This window comes from Arthrobacter sp. 10N418 (genome assembly GCF_056394725.1).
On the sequence record NZ_JBFTIK010000015.1, the window covers coordinates 1 to 15,114 of the forward strand.

21 protein-coding genes are annotated in these 15,114 nt (G+C 65.6%); 11 read left to right on the forward strand and 10 right to left on the reverse strand.

Annotation, left to right across the window (positions count from 1 at the left end):
* Window positions 1-153: 153 nt before the first annotated feature.
* The 3 genes from AC1DCZ_RS13070 to AC1DCZ_RS13080 are packed head-to-tail and all read right to left on the reverse strand — an operon-like array spanning window position 154 to window position 866.
* Window positions 154-438, reverse strand: coding sequence for a bifunctional 4-hydroxy-2-oxoglutarate aldolase/2-dehydro-3-deoxy-phosphogluconate aldolase (locus AC1DCZ_RS13070; RefSeq protein ID WP_476974970.1), 285 nt, complete (start codon window positions 436-438; stop codon window positions 154-156).
* Window positions 353-712 (reverse strand): beta/alpha barrel domain-containing protein, encoded by a 360-nt coding sequence (locus AC1DCZ_RS13075; protein WP_476974971.1) that lies wholly within the window; start codon window positions 710-712, stop codon window positions 353-355. Before AC1DCZ_RS13075 ends, AC1DCZ_RS13070 begins: the two co-directional genes overlap by 86 nt.
* Window positions 693-866 (reverse strand): hypothetical protein, encoded by a 174-nt coding sequence (locus AC1DCZ_RS13080; protein WP_476974972.1) that lies wholly within the window; start codon window positions 864-866, stop codon window positions 693-695. The genes AC1DCZ_RS13075 and AC1DCZ_RS13080 overlap by 20 nt, the downstream gene beginning before the upstream one ends.
* Before the next feature lie 4 nt (window positions 867-870).
* On the opposite strand from AC1DCZ_RS13080, the gene AC1DCZ_RS13085 reads away from it, so the two are divergent.
* Window positions 871-1,512: a GntR family transcriptional regulator gene (locus AC1DCZ_RS13085; RefSeq protein WP_476975047.1), complete on the forward strand. Its 642-nt coding sequence runs from the start codon at window positions 871-873 to the stop codon at window positions 1,510-1,512.
* Between the two features lie 172 nt (window positions 1,513-1,684).
* Here the strand turns inward: AC1DCZ_RS13085 and AC1DCZ_RS13090 are convergent, their stop codons facing one another.
* Window positions 1,685-1,903 carry a hypothetical protein gene (locus tag AC1DCZ_RS13090; protein WP_476974973.1) on the reverse strand — a complete coding sequence of 73 codons (219 nt, stop codon included), beginning with the start codon at window positions 1,901-1,903 and terminating at the stop codon, window positions 1,685-1,687.
* Window positions 1,904-2,098: 195 nt separating this feature from the next.
* Here AC1DCZ_RS13090 and AC1DCZ_RS13095 point away from each other — a divergent pair, with 195 nt between their 5' ends.
* The 5 genes from AC1DCZ_RS13095 (at window position 2,099) to AC1DCZ_RS13115 (ending at window position 7,876) form a co-directional block, all read left to right on the forward strand.
* The gene (locus AC1DCZ_RS13095) at window positions 2,099-2,521 is read left to right on the forward strand and encodes a hypothetical protein (RefSeq protein WP_476974974.1); all 423 of its coding nucleotides are present in this window, start codon (window positions 2,099-2,101) and stop codon (window positions 2,519-2,521) included.
* A gap of 81 nt (window positions 2,522-2,602) precedes the next feature.
* Complete coding sequence (gene arfB, locus AC1DCZ_RS13100) at window positions 2,603-3,025, forward strand: alternative ribosome rescue aminoacyl-tRNA hydrolase ArfB (RefSeq protein WP_476974975.1); 423 nt, start codon at window positions 2,603-2,605, stop codon at window positions 3,023-3,025.
* Between the two features lie 134 nt (window positions 3,026-3,159).
* Entirely contained in the window at window positions 3,160-5,610 is a 2,451-nt protein-coding gene (locus AC1DCZ_RS13105) for a phosphoketolase family protein (RefSeq protein ID WP_476974976.1), read from the forward strand.
* Window positions 5,611-5,715: 105 nt separating this feature from the next.
* Window positions 5,716-6,633: a helix-turn-helix transcriptional regulator gene (locus tag AC1DCZ_RS13110; protein ID WP_476974977.1), complete on the forward strand. Its 918-nt coding sequence runs from the start codon at window positions 5,716-5,718 to the stop codon at window positions 6,631-6,633.
* Entirely contained in the window at window positions 6,626-7,876 is a 1,251-nt protein-coding gene (locus tag AC1DCZ_RS13115; protein ID WP_476974978.1) for an MFS transporter, read from the forward strand. Before AC1DCZ_RS13110 ends, AC1DCZ_RS13115 begins: the two co-directional genes overlap by 8 nt.
* A 53-nt stretch (window positions 7,877-7,929) precedes the next feature.
* On the opposite strand, the gene AC1DCZ_RS13120 is transcribed toward AC1DCZ_RS13115, so the two are convergent.
* Entirely contained in the window at window positions 7,930-8,484 is a 555-nt protein-coding gene (locus AC1DCZ_RS13120) for a cysteine hydrolase family protein (protein ID WP_476974979.1), read from the reverse strand.
* A 140-nt stretch (window positions 8,485-8,624) separates the two neighbouring features.
* Here AC1DCZ_RS13120 and AC1DCZ_RS13125 point away from each other — a divergent pair, with 140 nt between their 5' ends.
* The 4 genes from AC1DCZ_RS13125 to AC1DCZ_RS13140 all read left to right on the forward strand — a co-directional run bounded on the left by AC1DCZ_RS13125 (window position 8,625) and on the right by AC1DCZ_RS13140 (window position 11,771).
* Complete coding sequence (locus tag AC1DCZ_RS13125) at window positions 8,625-9,449, forward strand: alpha/beta fold hydrolase (protein ID WP_476974980.1); 825 nt, start codon at window positions 8,625-8,627, stop codon at window positions 9,447-9,449.
* The gene (locus tag AC1DCZ_RS13130; protein WP_476974981.1) at window positions 9,442-10,035 is read left to right on the forward strand and encodes a TetR/AcrR family transcriptional regulator; all 594 of its coding nucleotides are present in this window, start codon (window positions 9,442-9,444) and stop codon (window positions 10,033-10,035) included. Before AC1DCZ_RS13125 ends, AC1DCZ_RS13130 begins: the two co-directional genes overlap by 8 nt.
* 271 nt (window positions 10,036-10,306) lie before the next feature.
* Window positions 10,307-10,972 (forward strand): cysteine hydrolase family protein, encoded by a 666-nt coding sequence (locus AC1DCZ_RS13135; protein WP_476974982.1) that lies wholly within the window; start codon window positions 10,307-10,309, stop codon window positions 10,970-10,972.
* Window positions 10,965-11,771 (forward strand): phosphotransferase enzyme family protein, encoded by an 807-nt coding sequence (locus AC1DCZ_RS13140; RefSeq protein WP_476974983.1) that lies wholly within the window; start codon window positions 10,965-10,967, stop codon window positions 11,769-11,771. The genes AC1DCZ_RS13135 and AC1DCZ_RS13140 overlap by 8 nt, the downstream gene beginning before the upstream one ends.
* Window positions 11,772-11,903: 132 nt before the next feature.
* On the opposite strand, the gene AC1DCZ_RS13145 is transcribed toward AC1DCZ_RS13140, so the two are convergent.
* The 5 genes from AC1DCZ_RS13145 to AC1DCZ_RS13165 all read right to left on the reverse strand — a co-directional run bounded on the left by AC1DCZ_RS13145 (window position 11,904) and on the right by AC1DCZ_RS13165 (window position 14,629).
* Window positions 11,904-12,110, reverse strand: coding sequence for a YkvA family protein (locus AC1DCZ_RS13145; RefSeq protein ID WP_476975048.1), 207 nt, complete (start codon window positions 12,108-12,110; stop codon window positions 11,904-11,906).
* Entirely contained in the window at window positions 12,101-12,319 is a 219-nt protein-coding gene (locus tag AC1DCZ_RS13150) for a hypothetical protein (protein ID WP_476975052.1), read from the reverse strand. The genes AC1DCZ_RS13145 and AC1DCZ_RS13150 overlap by 10 nt, the downstream gene beginning before the upstream one ends.
* Window positions 12,316-12,948 carry a cation efflux transmembrane domain-containing protein gene (locus AC1DCZ_RS13155; RefSeq protein ID WP_476974984.1) on the reverse strand — a complete coding sequence of 211 codons (633 nt, stop codon included), beginning with the start codon at window positions 12,946-12,948 and terminating at the stop codon, window positions 12,316-12,318. The genes AC1DCZ_RS13150 and AC1DCZ_RS13155 overlap by 4 nt, the downstream gene beginning before the upstream one ends.
* Window positions 12,949-13,117: 169 nt before the next feature.
* Entirely contained in the window at window positions 13,118-13,645 is a 528-nt protein-coding gene (locus AC1DCZ_RS13160; RefSeq protein WP_476974985.1) for an META domain-containing protein, read from the reverse strand.
* 183 nt (window positions 13,646-13,828) lie between these two features.
* The gene (locus tag AC1DCZ_RS13165) at window positions 13,829-14,629 is read right to left on the reverse strand and encodes a glycoside hydrolase family 16 protein (RefSeq protein ID WP_476974986.1); all 801 of its coding nucleotides are present in this window, start codon (window positions 14,627-14,629) and stop codon (window positions 13,829-13,831) included.
* Between AC1DCZ_RS13165 and AC1DCZ_RS13170 the strand changes: the two genes are divergently transcribed.
* Window positions 14,628-15,107 carry a DUF6278 family protein gene (locus AC1DCZ_RS13170; protein WP_476974987.1) on the forward strand — a complete coding sequence of 160 codons (480 nt, stop codon included), beginning with the start codon at window positions 14,628-14,630 and terminating at the stop codon, window positions 15,105-15,107. The two genes, AC1DCZ_RS13165 and AC1DCZ_RS13170, sit on opposite strands and share 2 nt — an antisense overlap.
* Window positions 15,108-15,114: the final 7 nt, after the last annotated feature.

Consider the following 15,114-nt stretch of genomic DNA (forward strand, 5'->3'; position numbering starts at 1 on the left):
GCGGCGCTGGACAAGGATGCCTCTACCGGCAGGAGTCAGACGGGCATTACGGTGGACCATGAAGACCTCTTAGTCGTTAGGTGTGTGTGGTAACCACCAACCTAAGAGGTCTTCACCCTTTCACCGTGTAACCAACGTCCTGGCCGAGTACACCTAGTCCCGCACGAGGCCGGCGGCTTCACGGGCGAGTTTGGTGATCTGCTCCCAGCCGTTGTTTTCGATGGCCGCTTTTGGGGTGAGCCAGCTGCCTCCCACGCAGGAGACGTTCGGCAACTCGAGGTATCCGTGTGCTGATGCCAGGCTGACGCCGCCTGTGGGGCAGAACTGCACCTGCGGGAGGACCATCATCACCTCACCGGCGGTGGCAACTCCCGGGAGCACCAGAAGTCCGATGGCCAGCATGTGTGCCAGCAGGCCCGGTGTCGCCCCGGGGCTCACTAGGAAGCTGGCTCCCGCTGCCACCGCAGCGTCGGCCTGGCCGGGGGGTGAGGATGGTGCCCGCCCCGACGCAAATGTCCGGGACTTCGCTGGCGATGAGTTCGAGCGAGGTAAGGGCGCTCGCCGTCCGGAGGGTGAGCTCGATGATGCGGACGCCACCGTCAGCCAGCGCCCGGGCAACGGGCACAGCGTGTTGCGGGTCATCGATGGTCACGACCGGGATGACGGGGGAAACGTGCAGGATGCTGGTGGCATCAGCCATGGTTGATCTCATTCAGGCCGTCCAGCCCGTGGGTGTCGATGATGCGATACCAGGCCGGAAGGGTGATCGTAGGGAGAGCGTCCTCCGCCATCATGCGGCTGCAGGCGGTGCGGACGGCGTCCTCCCCACGGCGTCGCTGATCGTGATTTTCCCGGCGTCGCATCATTTCCCTGCAGCTCCCTCCGGGCGAGCCACTCTCCGAAAACGAGCTGGCGCAGGAACTGGGCGTCAGCCGTACGCCGGTGCGGGAAAGCCTGATCCTGCTCAGGGAAGAGGGGCTGGTGCAGGTGTACCCGCAAATCGGTTCCTTCGTCTCGCTCGTGGATCTGGGAAGGGTCTCAGAAGCGCAGTTCGTCCGCGAGGCCATCGAATGCGCCTCCCTGCGCGAACTCTCGGTCGACGATGCAGGCATTGCCGGGCTTCGCGTGATACTTCAAGGCCAGGCCGACGCGGATGCCAGCAGCGACGTGGAGGAGTTCTTCCGCCTGGACGAGGAATTCCACCGCGAGCTCCTCCGGCTGGCAGGGCACGAATCCGCCTGGGCCGCCGTCAACTCCGCCAAGGCGCACCTCGACCGCGCACGACGCCTCAGCCTCCTGGAGACGAGGCCCGTCGCGACGCTCATCCAACAGCACACCGCAGTAGTGGACGCCCTGGAAGCCAACGACCTGGCCGACGCCGACAGCTCCCTCCGCCTGCACTTGCGCGGCGTTTTCGAGGATGTTCAACGGATCCAACAAGCAACGCCGCAACTGTTTTCCGACGGTGCCACCGTGCGGCCGACGCGCCGAAGTGTCGCCCGCCTGGCCTGACCGGACCCCTTGCGGAGATCCTGAACCGCTGGTCGGCAGGGACCATCCTGGGGGGCGGCATACGCCTGCTCCGGATTTGCACCTCGAGCCGAGTTCATCTCCCTGCGTCCCATGTCAGGGCAGGTCACTGCGGAGTATTCGCCATCTATGGGCGGTCAACGCCCGCCCAACATCATTTGGGGGCCACGTTGGAGTCGCGCACCCTGCTTCGTTCACTGGCCGTAGCGCCCCTGTTGGCCGGGTTGCTCCTGGTCGGGGCTGCCTGCGCAGATCCGCAGGCGGAGGCACAGCTTTCCGCTACGGCACCGGTGGACACCTCGACGCCGGCGACAACACCGCCGCCGGCCACCACGGCGACGCCGGGTCCGACGCCGACGGGCGCTGTACCCAATCGCGGCGGGCCGTCCCCGTCCGGTGCGCCGCCCCGGGGCGCCGCACTGCAGACCTTCACCTTCCCGGACGGGCACATCTCGTTCACCTATCCGGCAGGTTGGACTGTTCGCACCGAACAGGGACCGTACCTGAGCCCGGAGACCAAAGCAGGAGCGGTCAACGCCGTCGTCTCGGATGCGTCCGGATCCGAGGTGTGGCACACGTCCTCAGCGGGATGTACGGTGACGGCGCCGCCGGCAGGGTGCAGCGGACTGTCCTGGAACACGTTCCGGTGGAAGGGATCACGGCGGCCGCCGGAGAACCCGTCGAGTTCGGCTTCGCCATGGACCAGGGCTTATCCGCGCCCTCCCCTTACCCCGGGGAACCTGCCGCGCCTGCCGATGGCAGCCTCAGGTACTACTTCATGGATGTCCGGCGCGCTGGTGAGTTCCAGCCGGCGCAGATCAGTTCCGGATCCAATCAGGTCACCCTTCCAAACGGGGTCATGTCAGCTTTTGTTGTCTTCGACCCTGCTAAACAGCCTGTCTTCGCAACGCCTGACGCAGCGAGGGCCTGGATGGCGAGTCAGCAGTACGCCCAGCTAAAGGCCCTTCTGCTCAGCCTCAGGTACGCCTAGGCCAGGCTCGCCGCGGTGCGACCCCGGAGGCAACATGCGAGCTGCCTGGGACGGGGGCCCGGATCGTGCAACGCTTGGTGCATGGATCTGGAGGTTTCGCCCGCACTCACGATTCCCGCGTCGGAACTCGGCTGGCGGTTCTCTCGCTCATCCGGGCCGGGTGGCCAACACGTCAACACCTCGGACAGCCGCGTCGAACTCTCGTGGAACGTCACCACCTCGGCCGCGCTTTCGGATGGCCAGCGGCAGATGCTGGTCAGGCGCCTCGGACAACGTCTCATCGCCGGGGTGATCACCGTGACCGCCTCCGAACGGCGCTCTCAGCTGCGCAATCGCGAGATCGCCCTGGCCAAACTCTCCGACCTCGTGGCCGAGGGGCTCGCCCCCGAAGCGGCCCGCCGCCGGGCGACCAAACCCACCCGGGGCTCAAACCGTCGGCGCCTCGCCGCAAAGGAACAGCGGTCGGCGACGAAACAGCAGCGAAAGCGGCCGTCCGCCGAATAGCGCCCACAGTCGATATCACCGGAGCAGGCCGACGTCAGTGTCCTTTCCGAATGAGTTGCCCTCAAGGGCTGAAGGTGTTGCTATGGTCACTGACCATGCCCCGAATGAGTCCCCATACAACGGAGGTCTTGCCAATGAGCCACCTGGATCAGGTCCCGGCCAGCACCGGAGACGATTCTGCCAAGGACCAGCAACCGGGACATCCAGCTCTCGACGACGAGTTGGCCTTAGTGGACCGCTGGTGGCGTGCCGCCAACTACCTCTCCGTCGGACAGATCTATTTGCGCTCCAACCCGCTCCTGCGCAGTCCCCTTGGCGCGGAGGACACCAAGCCACGCCTGTTGGGGCACTGGGGAACAACCCCTGGACTGAACTTCCTCTACGCGCACCTCAACCGTGTCATCCGCCGGGATCGGCAGGACATGCTGTTCATCGCCGGCCCCGGCCATGGAGGCCCCGCAGTGGTTGCCAACGGCTGGCTGGAGGGCACGTATTCCGAAATCTACAACCACGTGGGAACCGATGAGGCCGGCATGGCAGAGCTGTTCCGGCAGTTCTCCTACCCTGGCGGGATCCCCAGCCATGCCGCCCCGGAAACGCCAGGGTCCATCAGCGAGGGCGGGGAACTCGGCTACTCGCTGGCCCACGCCTACGGCTCGGTCTTTGACAACCCGGACCTGATCACCGCCGTCGTGATTGGTGACGGCGAAGCGGAGACGGGGCCGCTGGCTGCGAGCTGGCACTCGCACACCTTTTTGGACCCGGTCGCGGACGGGGCGGTGCTGCCCATCTTGCATCTGAACGGCTACAAGATCGCTAACCCCACCATCCTGGCCCGGATGCCGGAAGCCCAGCTCGAGCAACTCTTACGCGGTTATGGCCATGTGCCACATTTCGTGACAGTTCCCGATCCGGAAGCGACTGCCGCCGCACACAAAGATTTCGCCGCGGCGCTCGACGACTGCCTGACCGAAATCCGAACCATCCAGGACCGGCACCGCGCCGCGGACCGCACCGAGGATTCGGCTGGACGGGTCTCCCCCGCCGTGGCGGGCTGGCCGATGATCGTCCTGCGCTCGCCCAAGGGCTGGACCGGTCCCCGGACGGTGGACGGTCTCCGGGTCGAAGGCACCTGGCGCAGCCACCAGGTGCCTTTGTCCGAAGTCCGCACCAACCCCGAGCACCTCGCCCAGCTCGAAAGCTGGTTGAAGTCCTACCGGCCGGATGAACTCTTTGACGAAGACGGCCGGCTGCGCACCGCGGTCGCGTCCAACGCGCCCTCGGGCAGGCTCCGCATGAGCGCCACGGACCATGCCAACGGCGGTACGTTGCTGCGTTCCCTCGCACTTCCCGACTACGCCGATCATGCCGTCCCGGTGCCCCGGCCCGGCGTCGAGCGGATCAGCCCGATGGTCACTCTGGGATCCTGGCTCGGAGAGGTCATCACCGGCAACCCGGACAATTTCCTCCTCTTCGGCCCGGATGAGACCGCGTCGAACCGCCTGCAGAACGTTTTCGAGGTGACGGACAAGGTGTGGCAGTCCAGGATCGACGACGTCGACGAGCATCTGGCCCGGGCAGGAAGGGTCCTTGAAGTACTCAGCGAGCACCTGTGCCAGGGCTGGCTCGAGGGATATCTCCTCACCGGACGGCACGGAGTCTTCAACTGCTATGAAGCCTTCATCCACATTGTCGATTCGATGTTCAACCAGCATGCAAAATGGTTGAAGGTGCACCGGGAACTGCCGTGGCGGCGGCCGGTCGCGTCGCTGAACTACCTCCTCTCCTCCCATGTCTGGCAGCAGGACCACAACGGTTTCTCCCACCAGGACCCCGGGTTCATTGACCATGCCGTGAATAAGAAGGCCGAGGTCATCCGTGTCTATCTGCCACCGGACGTGAACACCCTTCTTGCCGTCATGGAACACTGCCTGGAATCCAGGGACTACATCAACATTGTGGTCAGCGGCAAACAGCCCTCTCCCACGTGGCTGGGCCCGAACGAGGCTGCCCTCCACTGCCGGCGGGGACTGGGCATCTGGGACTTCGCCGGCTCGGAAATTCCGGGCGAAGAACCCGATGTGGTGATGGCCTGCGCCGGGGACGTTCCCACGATCGAAACGGTCGCTGCGGCCCGGCTCCTCGCCGGGGAACTGCCCGGCCTCAAGATCAGGGTCGTCAATGTGGTGGACCTCATGCGGCTTCAGGAGGCCGGCGAGCACCCGCACGGACTCTCAACGCCGGATTTCGAGGGCACCTTCACGGCAGACCGGCCGATCATCTTCGCCTACCACGGCTATCCCGCCCTGATCCATCGGCTCACGTACCGGCATGGCAGCCAGGAACGGTTGCATGTGCGCGGCTATCAGGAAGAGGGCACCACCACAACACCATTCGACATGGCCATGCTGAACGGCATAGACCGCTTTCAACTCGCCCTCGACGTTCTTGACCGGGTGCCGGGGCTGCGCGGGCGTCATCCGGGTCTGCACCAATCCCTTCAAGACCGCAGACTCCGGGCACGGAACTACACCCGCCAGCACGGCGAGGACCCTGAAGAGATCCGCAACTGGGCCCTGGACTGACGTTCCCAAACGCCGCCCATGACGGTCCTCGCCATGGGGGTTCTGACGAGGCAGGCCCTGACAGGGACTGCCTCGGTGTCCCTTTCGGGACGTACCGTGGTGTGCATGAACAACCGGAATGAGATTCGGGATTTCCTCGCCTCCCGGCGGGCCAAGCTCACGCCCGAGCAGGCGGGACTGCCCAACTTCGGTGGGGTGCGCCGCGTACCCGGGCTGCGCCGGGAAGAGGTATCGCTGCTGGCCGGCGTGAGCGTCGAGTATTACACCCGGGTGGAGCGCGGCAGCCTTGCCGGCGTGTCCGACTCGGTCCTGGAGGCTATCACGCGGGCGCTGAAGCTGAACGAGGCCGAACGCGAGCACCTGTTCAACCTCGCCCGGGCCGCGGGCCCCGCCGCCCGTAAGCGGCGACAGCCCGCGCAGGGGATCCACCCGAGCGTGCAGCGCATCCTCGACGGCATGACGGGCATTCCCGCATTCGTCCAAAGCGGCCGTCTGGACATCGTCGCCATCAACGACCTTGGCCGTGCCTTGTATTCGTCAGCATTCGAGGATCCGGCACGGCCCGTGAACTTCGCCCGGTTCGCGTTCCTTAACCCCCGCTCGAAAGACCTGTATCCGGACTGGAACCTGGCGGCCGACACGTCTGTAGCGATGCTGCACACCGAGGCCGGCCGCAACCCGTTCGACAAGGGCCTGACTGACCTCGTCGGGGAACTGTCGACCCGCAGCGAAGACTTCCGCAAACGGTGGGCACAGCACGACGTCCGCCTGCACCTGCACGGGATCAAGTCGTTCCGGCACCCGGTGGTGGGCGTCCTGGAAGTACACTTCGATGCCCTGGAACTGCCGGCCGCACCGGGTTTGACCATGATTACCTACACTGCCGAGCCAGCCTCGCCTTCCGAGGATGGTTTACGGTTGCTGGCCAGCTGGGCGGCAACCGCCAGAGAAGCCTGTGAAGGCCGAATGGCCCCTGCCCACCGTGAGAGGGCCGACGACGGCGGTCACCGGGGACGTGACTGACGTGCGCCCGGAAGCCTTGCCCCACGAGGACCCGGGTGCTGTTGAGGAGCCGACAGCTTCTGCCCCAGCGCCGGTCCTTGCCCGCCGGGACCGGCTGCCCTGGGCTGCACTGCTGGTCATGGCCCTGATGGGGTTTATCCTTATCGCCACTGAAACGATGCCCGCCGGCCTGCTGCCGCAAATCGCAGCGGGCCTGAACATCACCGAGGGCACCGCGGGGCAGTTCGTCAGCGCCTATGCCCTGGGAACAGTGGTCGCGACGATGCCCGCGGTTGCCCTGACCCGCGGCATGCGCCGAAAGCCAGTTTTCGTCGTCGGCATCCTGGGATTCCTTGCTGCCAACATCATCACCGCGGTTTCCAGTGACCTGGCGCTCTCTCTGGGGGCGCGGATCCTCGCCGGCGCCTTCTCCGGGCTGATATGGGGGATGCTGGCCGGATATGCACGCCGCATCACGGCTCCCGAACTCGCCGGCCGGGCTCTGGCGGTCGCGTCGATTGGCACCCCGATCGGCTTGGCACTCGGAACTCCCTTCGGTTCCTGGCTGGGGACAACATTCGACTGGCGCTGGTCCTTCGGCGTGCTCTCGGTTCTGACGATCATCACGGCCATACTCGCCGCCGCCGCGGTCCCCGATGCCGCCGGTCAACGTCCCGCGTTCCGCGTCCCGTTGATCCGCGTCCTCGCCATTCCCGGCGTCGCGGTCATCCTCGCTGTCATCGTCACGTGGATGCTTGCGCACAACATCGTGTACACGTACATCGCGTCCTATCTCCGCTCCGCCGGCCTTCAACTCCCGGTCGACCTCGCCCTCGTGACCTTCGGCGTCGCCGCGCTGATCGGCATCGGCATCACCGGAGCCGTGATTGACCGCGCCCTCCGGGCCCTGGTCGTCCTCAGCATCGCCCTGTTTATCACCGCCGGCGTGATCTTCGTTGTCGGTCACGAGTCAGTTGCCGCTGTCCTCATCGCAATCGCCCTCTGGGGCATCGCCTTTGGAGGTGCGGCAGCCCAGCTGCAGACCGCGATCGGCATAGCAAGCGGCGAGAACGCCGACGTCGCGAACTCCATGCTCGGCGTCGCCTTCAACTTCGCCATCTTCGCTGCCGGTGTCACCGGCGCCGTCCTGATCAGCAGCTACAACGGCATGGTCCTGCCCGTCGCCATGATCGGGCTCGCCCTCACCGCCCTCGTCATCGCTTTGGCGGGACGCCGCACAGCGTTCCCTACCGGACGTCCTTGACCTTTTCACCGGCCTCTTGCAACCTGGCCTGACCCGGCCACGTGGCAACCTGCTCAGCAGCCGAACGTCACGTCCTTCGTCGCTGCGACCCGGGCGGTTCGGCCCGGCGCCGACTGCCCCCGCCAATACAGATTCGTATGCGCGATAACCTGGTCCGGCGGCGGAGCGCCCCATGCGCTCTGGTCCTCCGTCGTGTGTGCGTCGCCGACGAGCGTCACGTCATATCCCCGCACAAAAGCGCCATGGATTGTGGACCGGATGCACTCATCCGTCTGGGCGCCCGTGACAATAACCCGTCCTACGTGGGCTTTCGCCAGGACCGCTTCCAAGTCGGTGTCCTCGAAGGAATCGCTGTATTTCTTGTGAACGAGCGCTTCCGAGTCCTGGCGCGCCAGCTCCGGCACAATCTCCCATGCGCCGCTCCCCTTCTCCAGCTGTTCGTCCGAGTGCTGCACCCAGACGACCGGGACCCCTGCGTCGCGGGCCTTGCCGATGAGAGTTCCGATGTTGGCGACCACCGCGTCGCGCTGATGCGTGCCGGCAACCACGCCATTTTGGACGTCGATCACCAGCAAGGCCGCGTTGGGCCGATCGAACAGCGTAGTCATGAGGTCCTCCTGTTGGCTTGGGGCACACCCTGGCGACAAATATTAGTGCCCTCGGACTTTCCCGGGAACCTCTTGTAATCTAAAACTAATAGCCTTAGTATTTTAGCTACACAGCGTAGTACATCCAAGGAGGTAGCACCATGCATGAACCCACCACACTCCACCGGCACTACTTGGCCCGCCCGGGCGGCCGAATTGCGTACGACCTTCAAGGCGAAGGCCCCCTCGTCGTATGCGTGCCGGGTATGGGAGACCTCCGGACGGTCTACCGCTTTCTGGCTGAAGCGCTCACCCAGTCCGGCTACAAGGTCGCCGTCATGGACCTGCGGGGGCATGGCGGGAGCGATGCGACTTTTGCCGAGTACGACGACGTCGCCACCGGAAACGACATCATTGCCCTGGTCACGGAGCTTGGCGGGCCGGCAGCGGTCATCGGCAACTCCATGGGCGCGGGGGCCGCAGCGTGGGCGGCTGCCGAAGCGCCGCACCTCATCACCGCGCTCGTCCTGATCGGTCCCTTTGTCCGCAACCCGGCCATGAACCCCGTCATGGCCGCTATTTTCAGGCTGGCGCTACTCCGGCCATGGGGTCGGTTGATGTGGCGCGGCTACTTCAAGAGCCTCTATCCAGGGCGCAAGCCAGCTGGTTTCGCGGAGCATGCCAAGGCGGCGGACGACAGCCTGCGACGGCCCGACTACTGGCAGGCTTTCACCAGGACCACTCATACCTCCCATGCGCCGGTCGAGGCGCGACTGGCCGAAGTGAACGTACCGAGCCTGGTGATCATGGGCGAGAAGGATCCGGATTTCGCCGATCCGAAGGCGGAGGCCGCACATGTCGCCGATCGACTCCACGGCAAGGTGTTCCTGGTCCCGGATGCGGGTCATTACCCCCAGGCGGAGGCAGCCGGGGCCGTATCCCCCGCCGTCGTGTCGTTCCTGAAGGGACTCCCGGCCGGTGGCTAGGGCAGGACTGACCCAGGCGCGGGTAGTGGAGGCCGCCGCGACCCTGATCGACGCCCATGGTCTGGGGCCGCTCGGTCTGGCCACCCTTGCAAGGGAGCTCGGAGTGAAAACCCCGAGTCTTTACAACCACGTCGCGAGCCTCGACGCGCTGCATCGGGAATTATCGCTCCTGGCCCTGCGCGAACTCGCCGCTGACCTAGCGGCCGCCGCGGTGGGGCGTAGCGGTGAGGCCGCACTCCGCGCGCTGGCGTCCGCTTACCGCAGCTACGCCAGGCAACATCCGGGCCGCTACGCATTCAGCGTTCGCGCACCCGAAGCGGACGACGGCGAACACCTCGCCGCGGCGGCGGCCGTGCTCGACGTCGTGACGGCCGCACTCAGCGGCTACAACCTGACCGGCGACGATGCCGTTGACGCGGTCCGCGCCCTCCGGGCGGCACTCCACGGGTGGGCCGGCCTGGAGGCCGCCCACGGATTCGGCATGCCCCGCGATGTTGACGAGAGTTTCGACCGGATGGTCGACAGTTTCGACATCATTCTTTCCTCGTGGTCGCGCCCGCTGCCGCGATCCTCGGCGGCGGACTAGCCAGCCGCAGCCGAAACCCCCATGCCCGCAACGACCCCGCACCTTGAGAGGCAAGAACAATGAACGTTTTAGGAGCCGAAGACCTACTGCGGCTGGACTCCCGGCATCGCGCCGAGCTGGCCGCCGGATGGCCTCCACCCGGTGGCCATCGAGTTCACCGGCATGTCCACCGCGCGGCCAGGGCCGCACTCGTGGCCCTGCATAGCGGTCCGGCAGCCCGTGGCAAGGCTGCCCGGCCTAGTGGCAGCGACAGAGGAAGGAATCGATCCCATTGAACCGCGCCCTCCTCGTCATCGACGTGCAGAACGAATATATTTCCGGCAATCTCCCCGTCAGCTACCCGCCCCTTGCCGTGAGCCTGGTGAAAATCGGCGCAGCGATGGACGCGGCACGGGACGCAGGCATCCCTGTGGTCGTCGTCCAACAGACGGCCCCCGAAACGTCGCCCATTTTCGCGCGGGGCAGTCACGGATTTGCCCTTCACCCAACGGTCGCGGGCCGCCCGAACGACCATCTGATCCAAAAGACCCTGCCGTCCTGCTTCGCAGGCACGGACCTGGCCGGGTGGCTCGCCGGACACGGCGTCGATACGGTCGTCATCTGCGGGTACATGACCCAGAATTGCGATGAATCCACTGCCCGGGACGCCGTACACCGGGGCCTTGGCGTTGAGTTCCTCTCCGACGCCACCGGAACGCTCGATATGGCGAACCGCGCCGGCGCGCTGACGGCGGAAGGGCTGCACAAAGCTGTCCTCATCGTTCTGCAATCACGTTTCGCCTCCGTGCTGACCACAGATCAATGGATCGACGCCCTGGCGCACGGCACGGCGGTGCCGAAGCCGGACATCTTCGCCAGCACCCAGGCCGCGCGCGACGCCGCCGCGAGTGGCGCGGCCTCGACAGCCCGGGGGGCGTTAGATTGGATCGGTGGATGAGGAAGAGGATCTTGCCGGCGGTAATTCGTCTGTCGTAACGCGCATTGGCCAGACCGTTCGGCGGGGCGCCGGGCCATGGACACCAGCCGTACATGCATTCCTCGACGCCCTCCGGGCCGCGGGCATCACCGAAGTCCCCGAAGCACTCGGCATGGACCACCATGGCCGTGAAGTCCTCACCTTCATGCCGGGCGAGGCAGCGCACTATCCGCTTCCGCCGTGGGTGTGGGATCCGTCGATCCTGCACGACGCCGGGACTCTCCTGCGACGCATCCACGACGCCAGCGTTGGGCTTGCCCGAGCGGATCTCCAATGGCAATTGCCGACCCATCAACCGGCAGAGGTCGTGTGCCACAACGACGTCGCACCCTACAACATGGTCTTCCGGCACGGAAAACTTGCAGGGCTCATCGACTTCGATACAGCATCGCCGGGCCCAAGAGTCTGGGACTTCGCCTACCTGGCATACCGGCTTGTGCCGTTGGGAGAAAATGGCGGCGGGGCGGCTCCAGGCGGAAATGAGAGATGGTCACGGCTCGATGCCTTGACCAAGGCCTATGGCCTCCCTTTCGAGCCCCGTGAGGTCCTTGAAACCCTCGCAACCAGGCTGGATGAACTAGCGGAATTCACGGACCGCCGCGCGGAGGCGACCGGACGGGCAGATTTCCTTGACCACTCCGCCATGTACCGCCGCGATCGCGACAAGGCAGCCGGGCTGGCTGATGGGAAGTGGCGGGCTGTGCATGACGTTATCCGTCCCGCTGGACGGCACGGGCTCCAGAGGCAGCCTGGCCCATGAGGGGAATTGGTCGCTGATCATCAGAGTGACCTGCTCGACGTCGATGTCGGGCTCCGCGTGGTGCAGCTTGGAAATCAGCATGTGCTCAACCTACTCGGCTGGGCGTCGGGATCACTGCATGCCCAGGAGCGCTCATGCGGCGGCCGCACCGGCGAGCCGTTGGATGATGGCGAGTCCGGCCGGTGTTCCGGGCCAGTGACGATCCAGTTGGCCGCGGGCCGCTGTGCGGATGACCGAGCGCAGGACCAGCGCCACGATGACGGCGTCGTCGGCATACCCGATGACCGGAATGAAGTCCGGGACAAGGTCGATGGGTGAGGCAAGGTAGGTCAGCAGCAGAAGTAGCCGGACCCGGTGCTGCGAGGCAGGGTGCGGTCGGCGGTCAGCCGGCGCAGCAGTGTCAGCAGATCCGGCAGCAGCCGCAGGGCTTCCCTCATGCTCACCGTCTCCGGGTGTTTCCGGGCGTAGAGGGCCAACAGAACCAGCAGCACGGCGTAGATCAGGACCACGCCGCCGATGACGGCGATCCCCGTATCCCACCAGTTCATGCCGCTGCCTCGTCGGCAGTGTGCGTCAAGGCGTGGCGTGCCTCGCGGACGGCGTAGTAGACGATGACGGCCCCGGCGAGCGGGTCGGCCCACCACCATCCGAAGAGGGAGTTCAGGACCAGCCCGGCCAGGACCGAACCCGCCAAGTACGCATCGACCAGGGTCACTTTCCCTTCGGCGCGCAGCACCGGATTGCCCAAGGCCTCCCCGGTGCGTATCTTGCCCAGGGACAGGGCGAGCATGATGACGAAGGTCAGGGCCGTCCACACGATACCCAAGCCGGAGGTGGCGGGGCGCAGTCCGGCGGCAACGACAATGACCAGCTGGATGACAAGGTACGCGGCGAGGACCGCGAAGGCCGCCCCGATCAGGTGCATCGCCCGGGTCTCGCGATAGTTGTGGATGCCTTTGAGCTGCCAGACCACGACCAGTGAAGCGAAGACCTCGATCAGGGAATCCAGACCGAACCCGGCCAAAGCCGGCGATCCGGCGCCAAGGGCGGCGGCGGCCAGGACGCCGAGGCCAATCACGTTCCAGCCCAGGGTCGCGTATTCAAGACGCAGCCCGCGGCGCAGCAGGGCCTCGTGGTGCAGCCTCGTGGGAGTGCCGTCAATACTGGCCATAATCATTCACTTTCCTGATCGTGGATCTGCACTGCTCATGCGGGGCCCTCCTTGGTGCCCCGGGAGTTGAGTACAGCGTAGTTGCGTTGAAGGAAAGGCGTCGTCCGCTGGCGGCGGACCGACACGAAAGGCCCCGGCACTCAAAGTGCCCGACCTCAGATTAGGACGGTCGTGGCTAGGTGCCTCTAAGCGTCAGCGTGTCTGGGCCGCTCGTCCAGTGGAGCATGCCGTCGGTGAATGTCATCTCGATGGGGCGCTGCAGGAAGTGCAGGACCCACTGTTCCTGGACTGCCGCCTCGCCGGCACACCCCATTGCGCCGACGGCAATTTTCCCGACCTGGAGCGTACGCCCGGTGATAGTCGCGGGTCCGCCCATCGGATTGCACAGAGTCTTAACGGCCAGCTGGAGGGACCCTTCCACCGTGGTTAATTGCACGGTGACAACGCCCGAGGCCGGCCAGGACAGATCTTTCCCACTTGCCGTGCCGGAAATGCTGACGTACGGGGAACAAGGTGCTAACGGCAGGAACGTCGCACAGGTTTCGCCGGGGGGCGCGGACTGGGACGGCGAATTCCGGGAAGCCGGGGGCGGGGCTGGCACGGCCGCTCCGGGCTCGCCCGTGATCGTCGCGGCACAAGAGGTCATCAGAAGGCCGACGAAAAGGATGGAAGGCACGCATCGCCACAGCGGAGTGCGCTTCATCCTGCTCCCTTGAAGGCCGATATTGATCGGAGCATATCCGTGGGCGCGGGACCTGTCACGAAGCGGCACAACGTTTTCACCCTGGGTCGGGCTCCAAGGGTGGCCTCCTGACAGCCCTGCGCAACCCGCGAACCCGCGGGCCGCTCCAGGCTGCAGGGGTTGAGTGGCGCGGTGAACATCGCGTCAGTTGTAGACGCGGATCCAGTCGACCTGCATCTGACTTGGCACGGTGGCAGTCCCGTCCGGGAACCAGTCGAGCTGGACCGTTTGGTGCATCCCGACCGTGGGCTGGTGTGCGGGGTTCGTGTCGGTGAACCATTGCACGCCGTCGACGTATCCGGTGATGCCGGAAGCGGTCCACTGGACCGCGTAGTTGTGCCACTCGGTGGTATCGACCGGCTGCGCTGCCTGAGTCTGGAAGCTCGAGCCGCTGCATGCGTAGTGCAAGAAGAACTTGACCCTGCCCGTGTCGGACGTTCCTTCGGCGTAGTCAACCTCGGCACAGTTGGAGGACGTGTTGTTGTTCGGCCACAGGATTAGGACGGGGTGGTATTTGGGATCCCGGACACTGGTTCTCATCCGGGTTTCCCAGCGGCCGTATCGCTGCCGGGCAAACTTGGCTGACATGCCGCCGGTAGTGCCGGAAAGGTCACCACTGACAGTAGCGACGCTGCCGTCCACGTTCCAGGCGAGCGGGCTCCGGTTCCCGTTGCCCGCATGCCCCGGACCGTTGTAGACGTTCCACTTCAACGGGTCCGGCGCGCCCGTATAGGAAAATTCGTCCCCGGCAATTACCGGACCCCAGCCGAAAACGACGGCGGCCTGCGTACCGTCCGCTGATGGGGCGCGGTTCACGGTGATCCTCGTCCCGGCCATGTTTCGACTGCCGGCAAGGAGATCGTCGATCGTCGTTGGACCGCTGCCGACGGTGCGGATGGCCGCGCTGAAGCCCTGAACATACCCGTAAGAGTAGTCTGCCGCCATGGACAATACTGCCGACGGTGTCGCTGACGATCCGGAGCCGCTGGAGGACCTCCCGCCCGGCACGAGCCGATACTTTGCCGAGTACAAGAAGGTTGATTCCCACGCCGTAACGAAAGCACCCCCCACCAATGTCGGCGGCTATGAAGACCTACGAAGGGAGTTTCGGGTAAGGGGCCGGGAACTCCCGCGCTCGCCCCGGGGCCTGGCCGCCGTCGACCTTTTCATCGAGGAGGCCCGCGGCAGTGAAGCCCTGGCCGGGCTCGCCAGGGCGGTCGGCATGTTCTACGGCGATGTCCTGACCCGCACGATTCCCGGGGCACACTGGGAGGTCATTGTCGAAGGCAGGCCGGCTGTCAGGGTCACGCGGAAGACATCCGTCGACGTCGTCGGAGTCGCCGAACGGCGGATCGGCATCGGTACGCCGACACTGGTGCAGAACTACTCACATGTCCGTGACCTGCTCGCCGGCGAGGTTTGATCCCGAA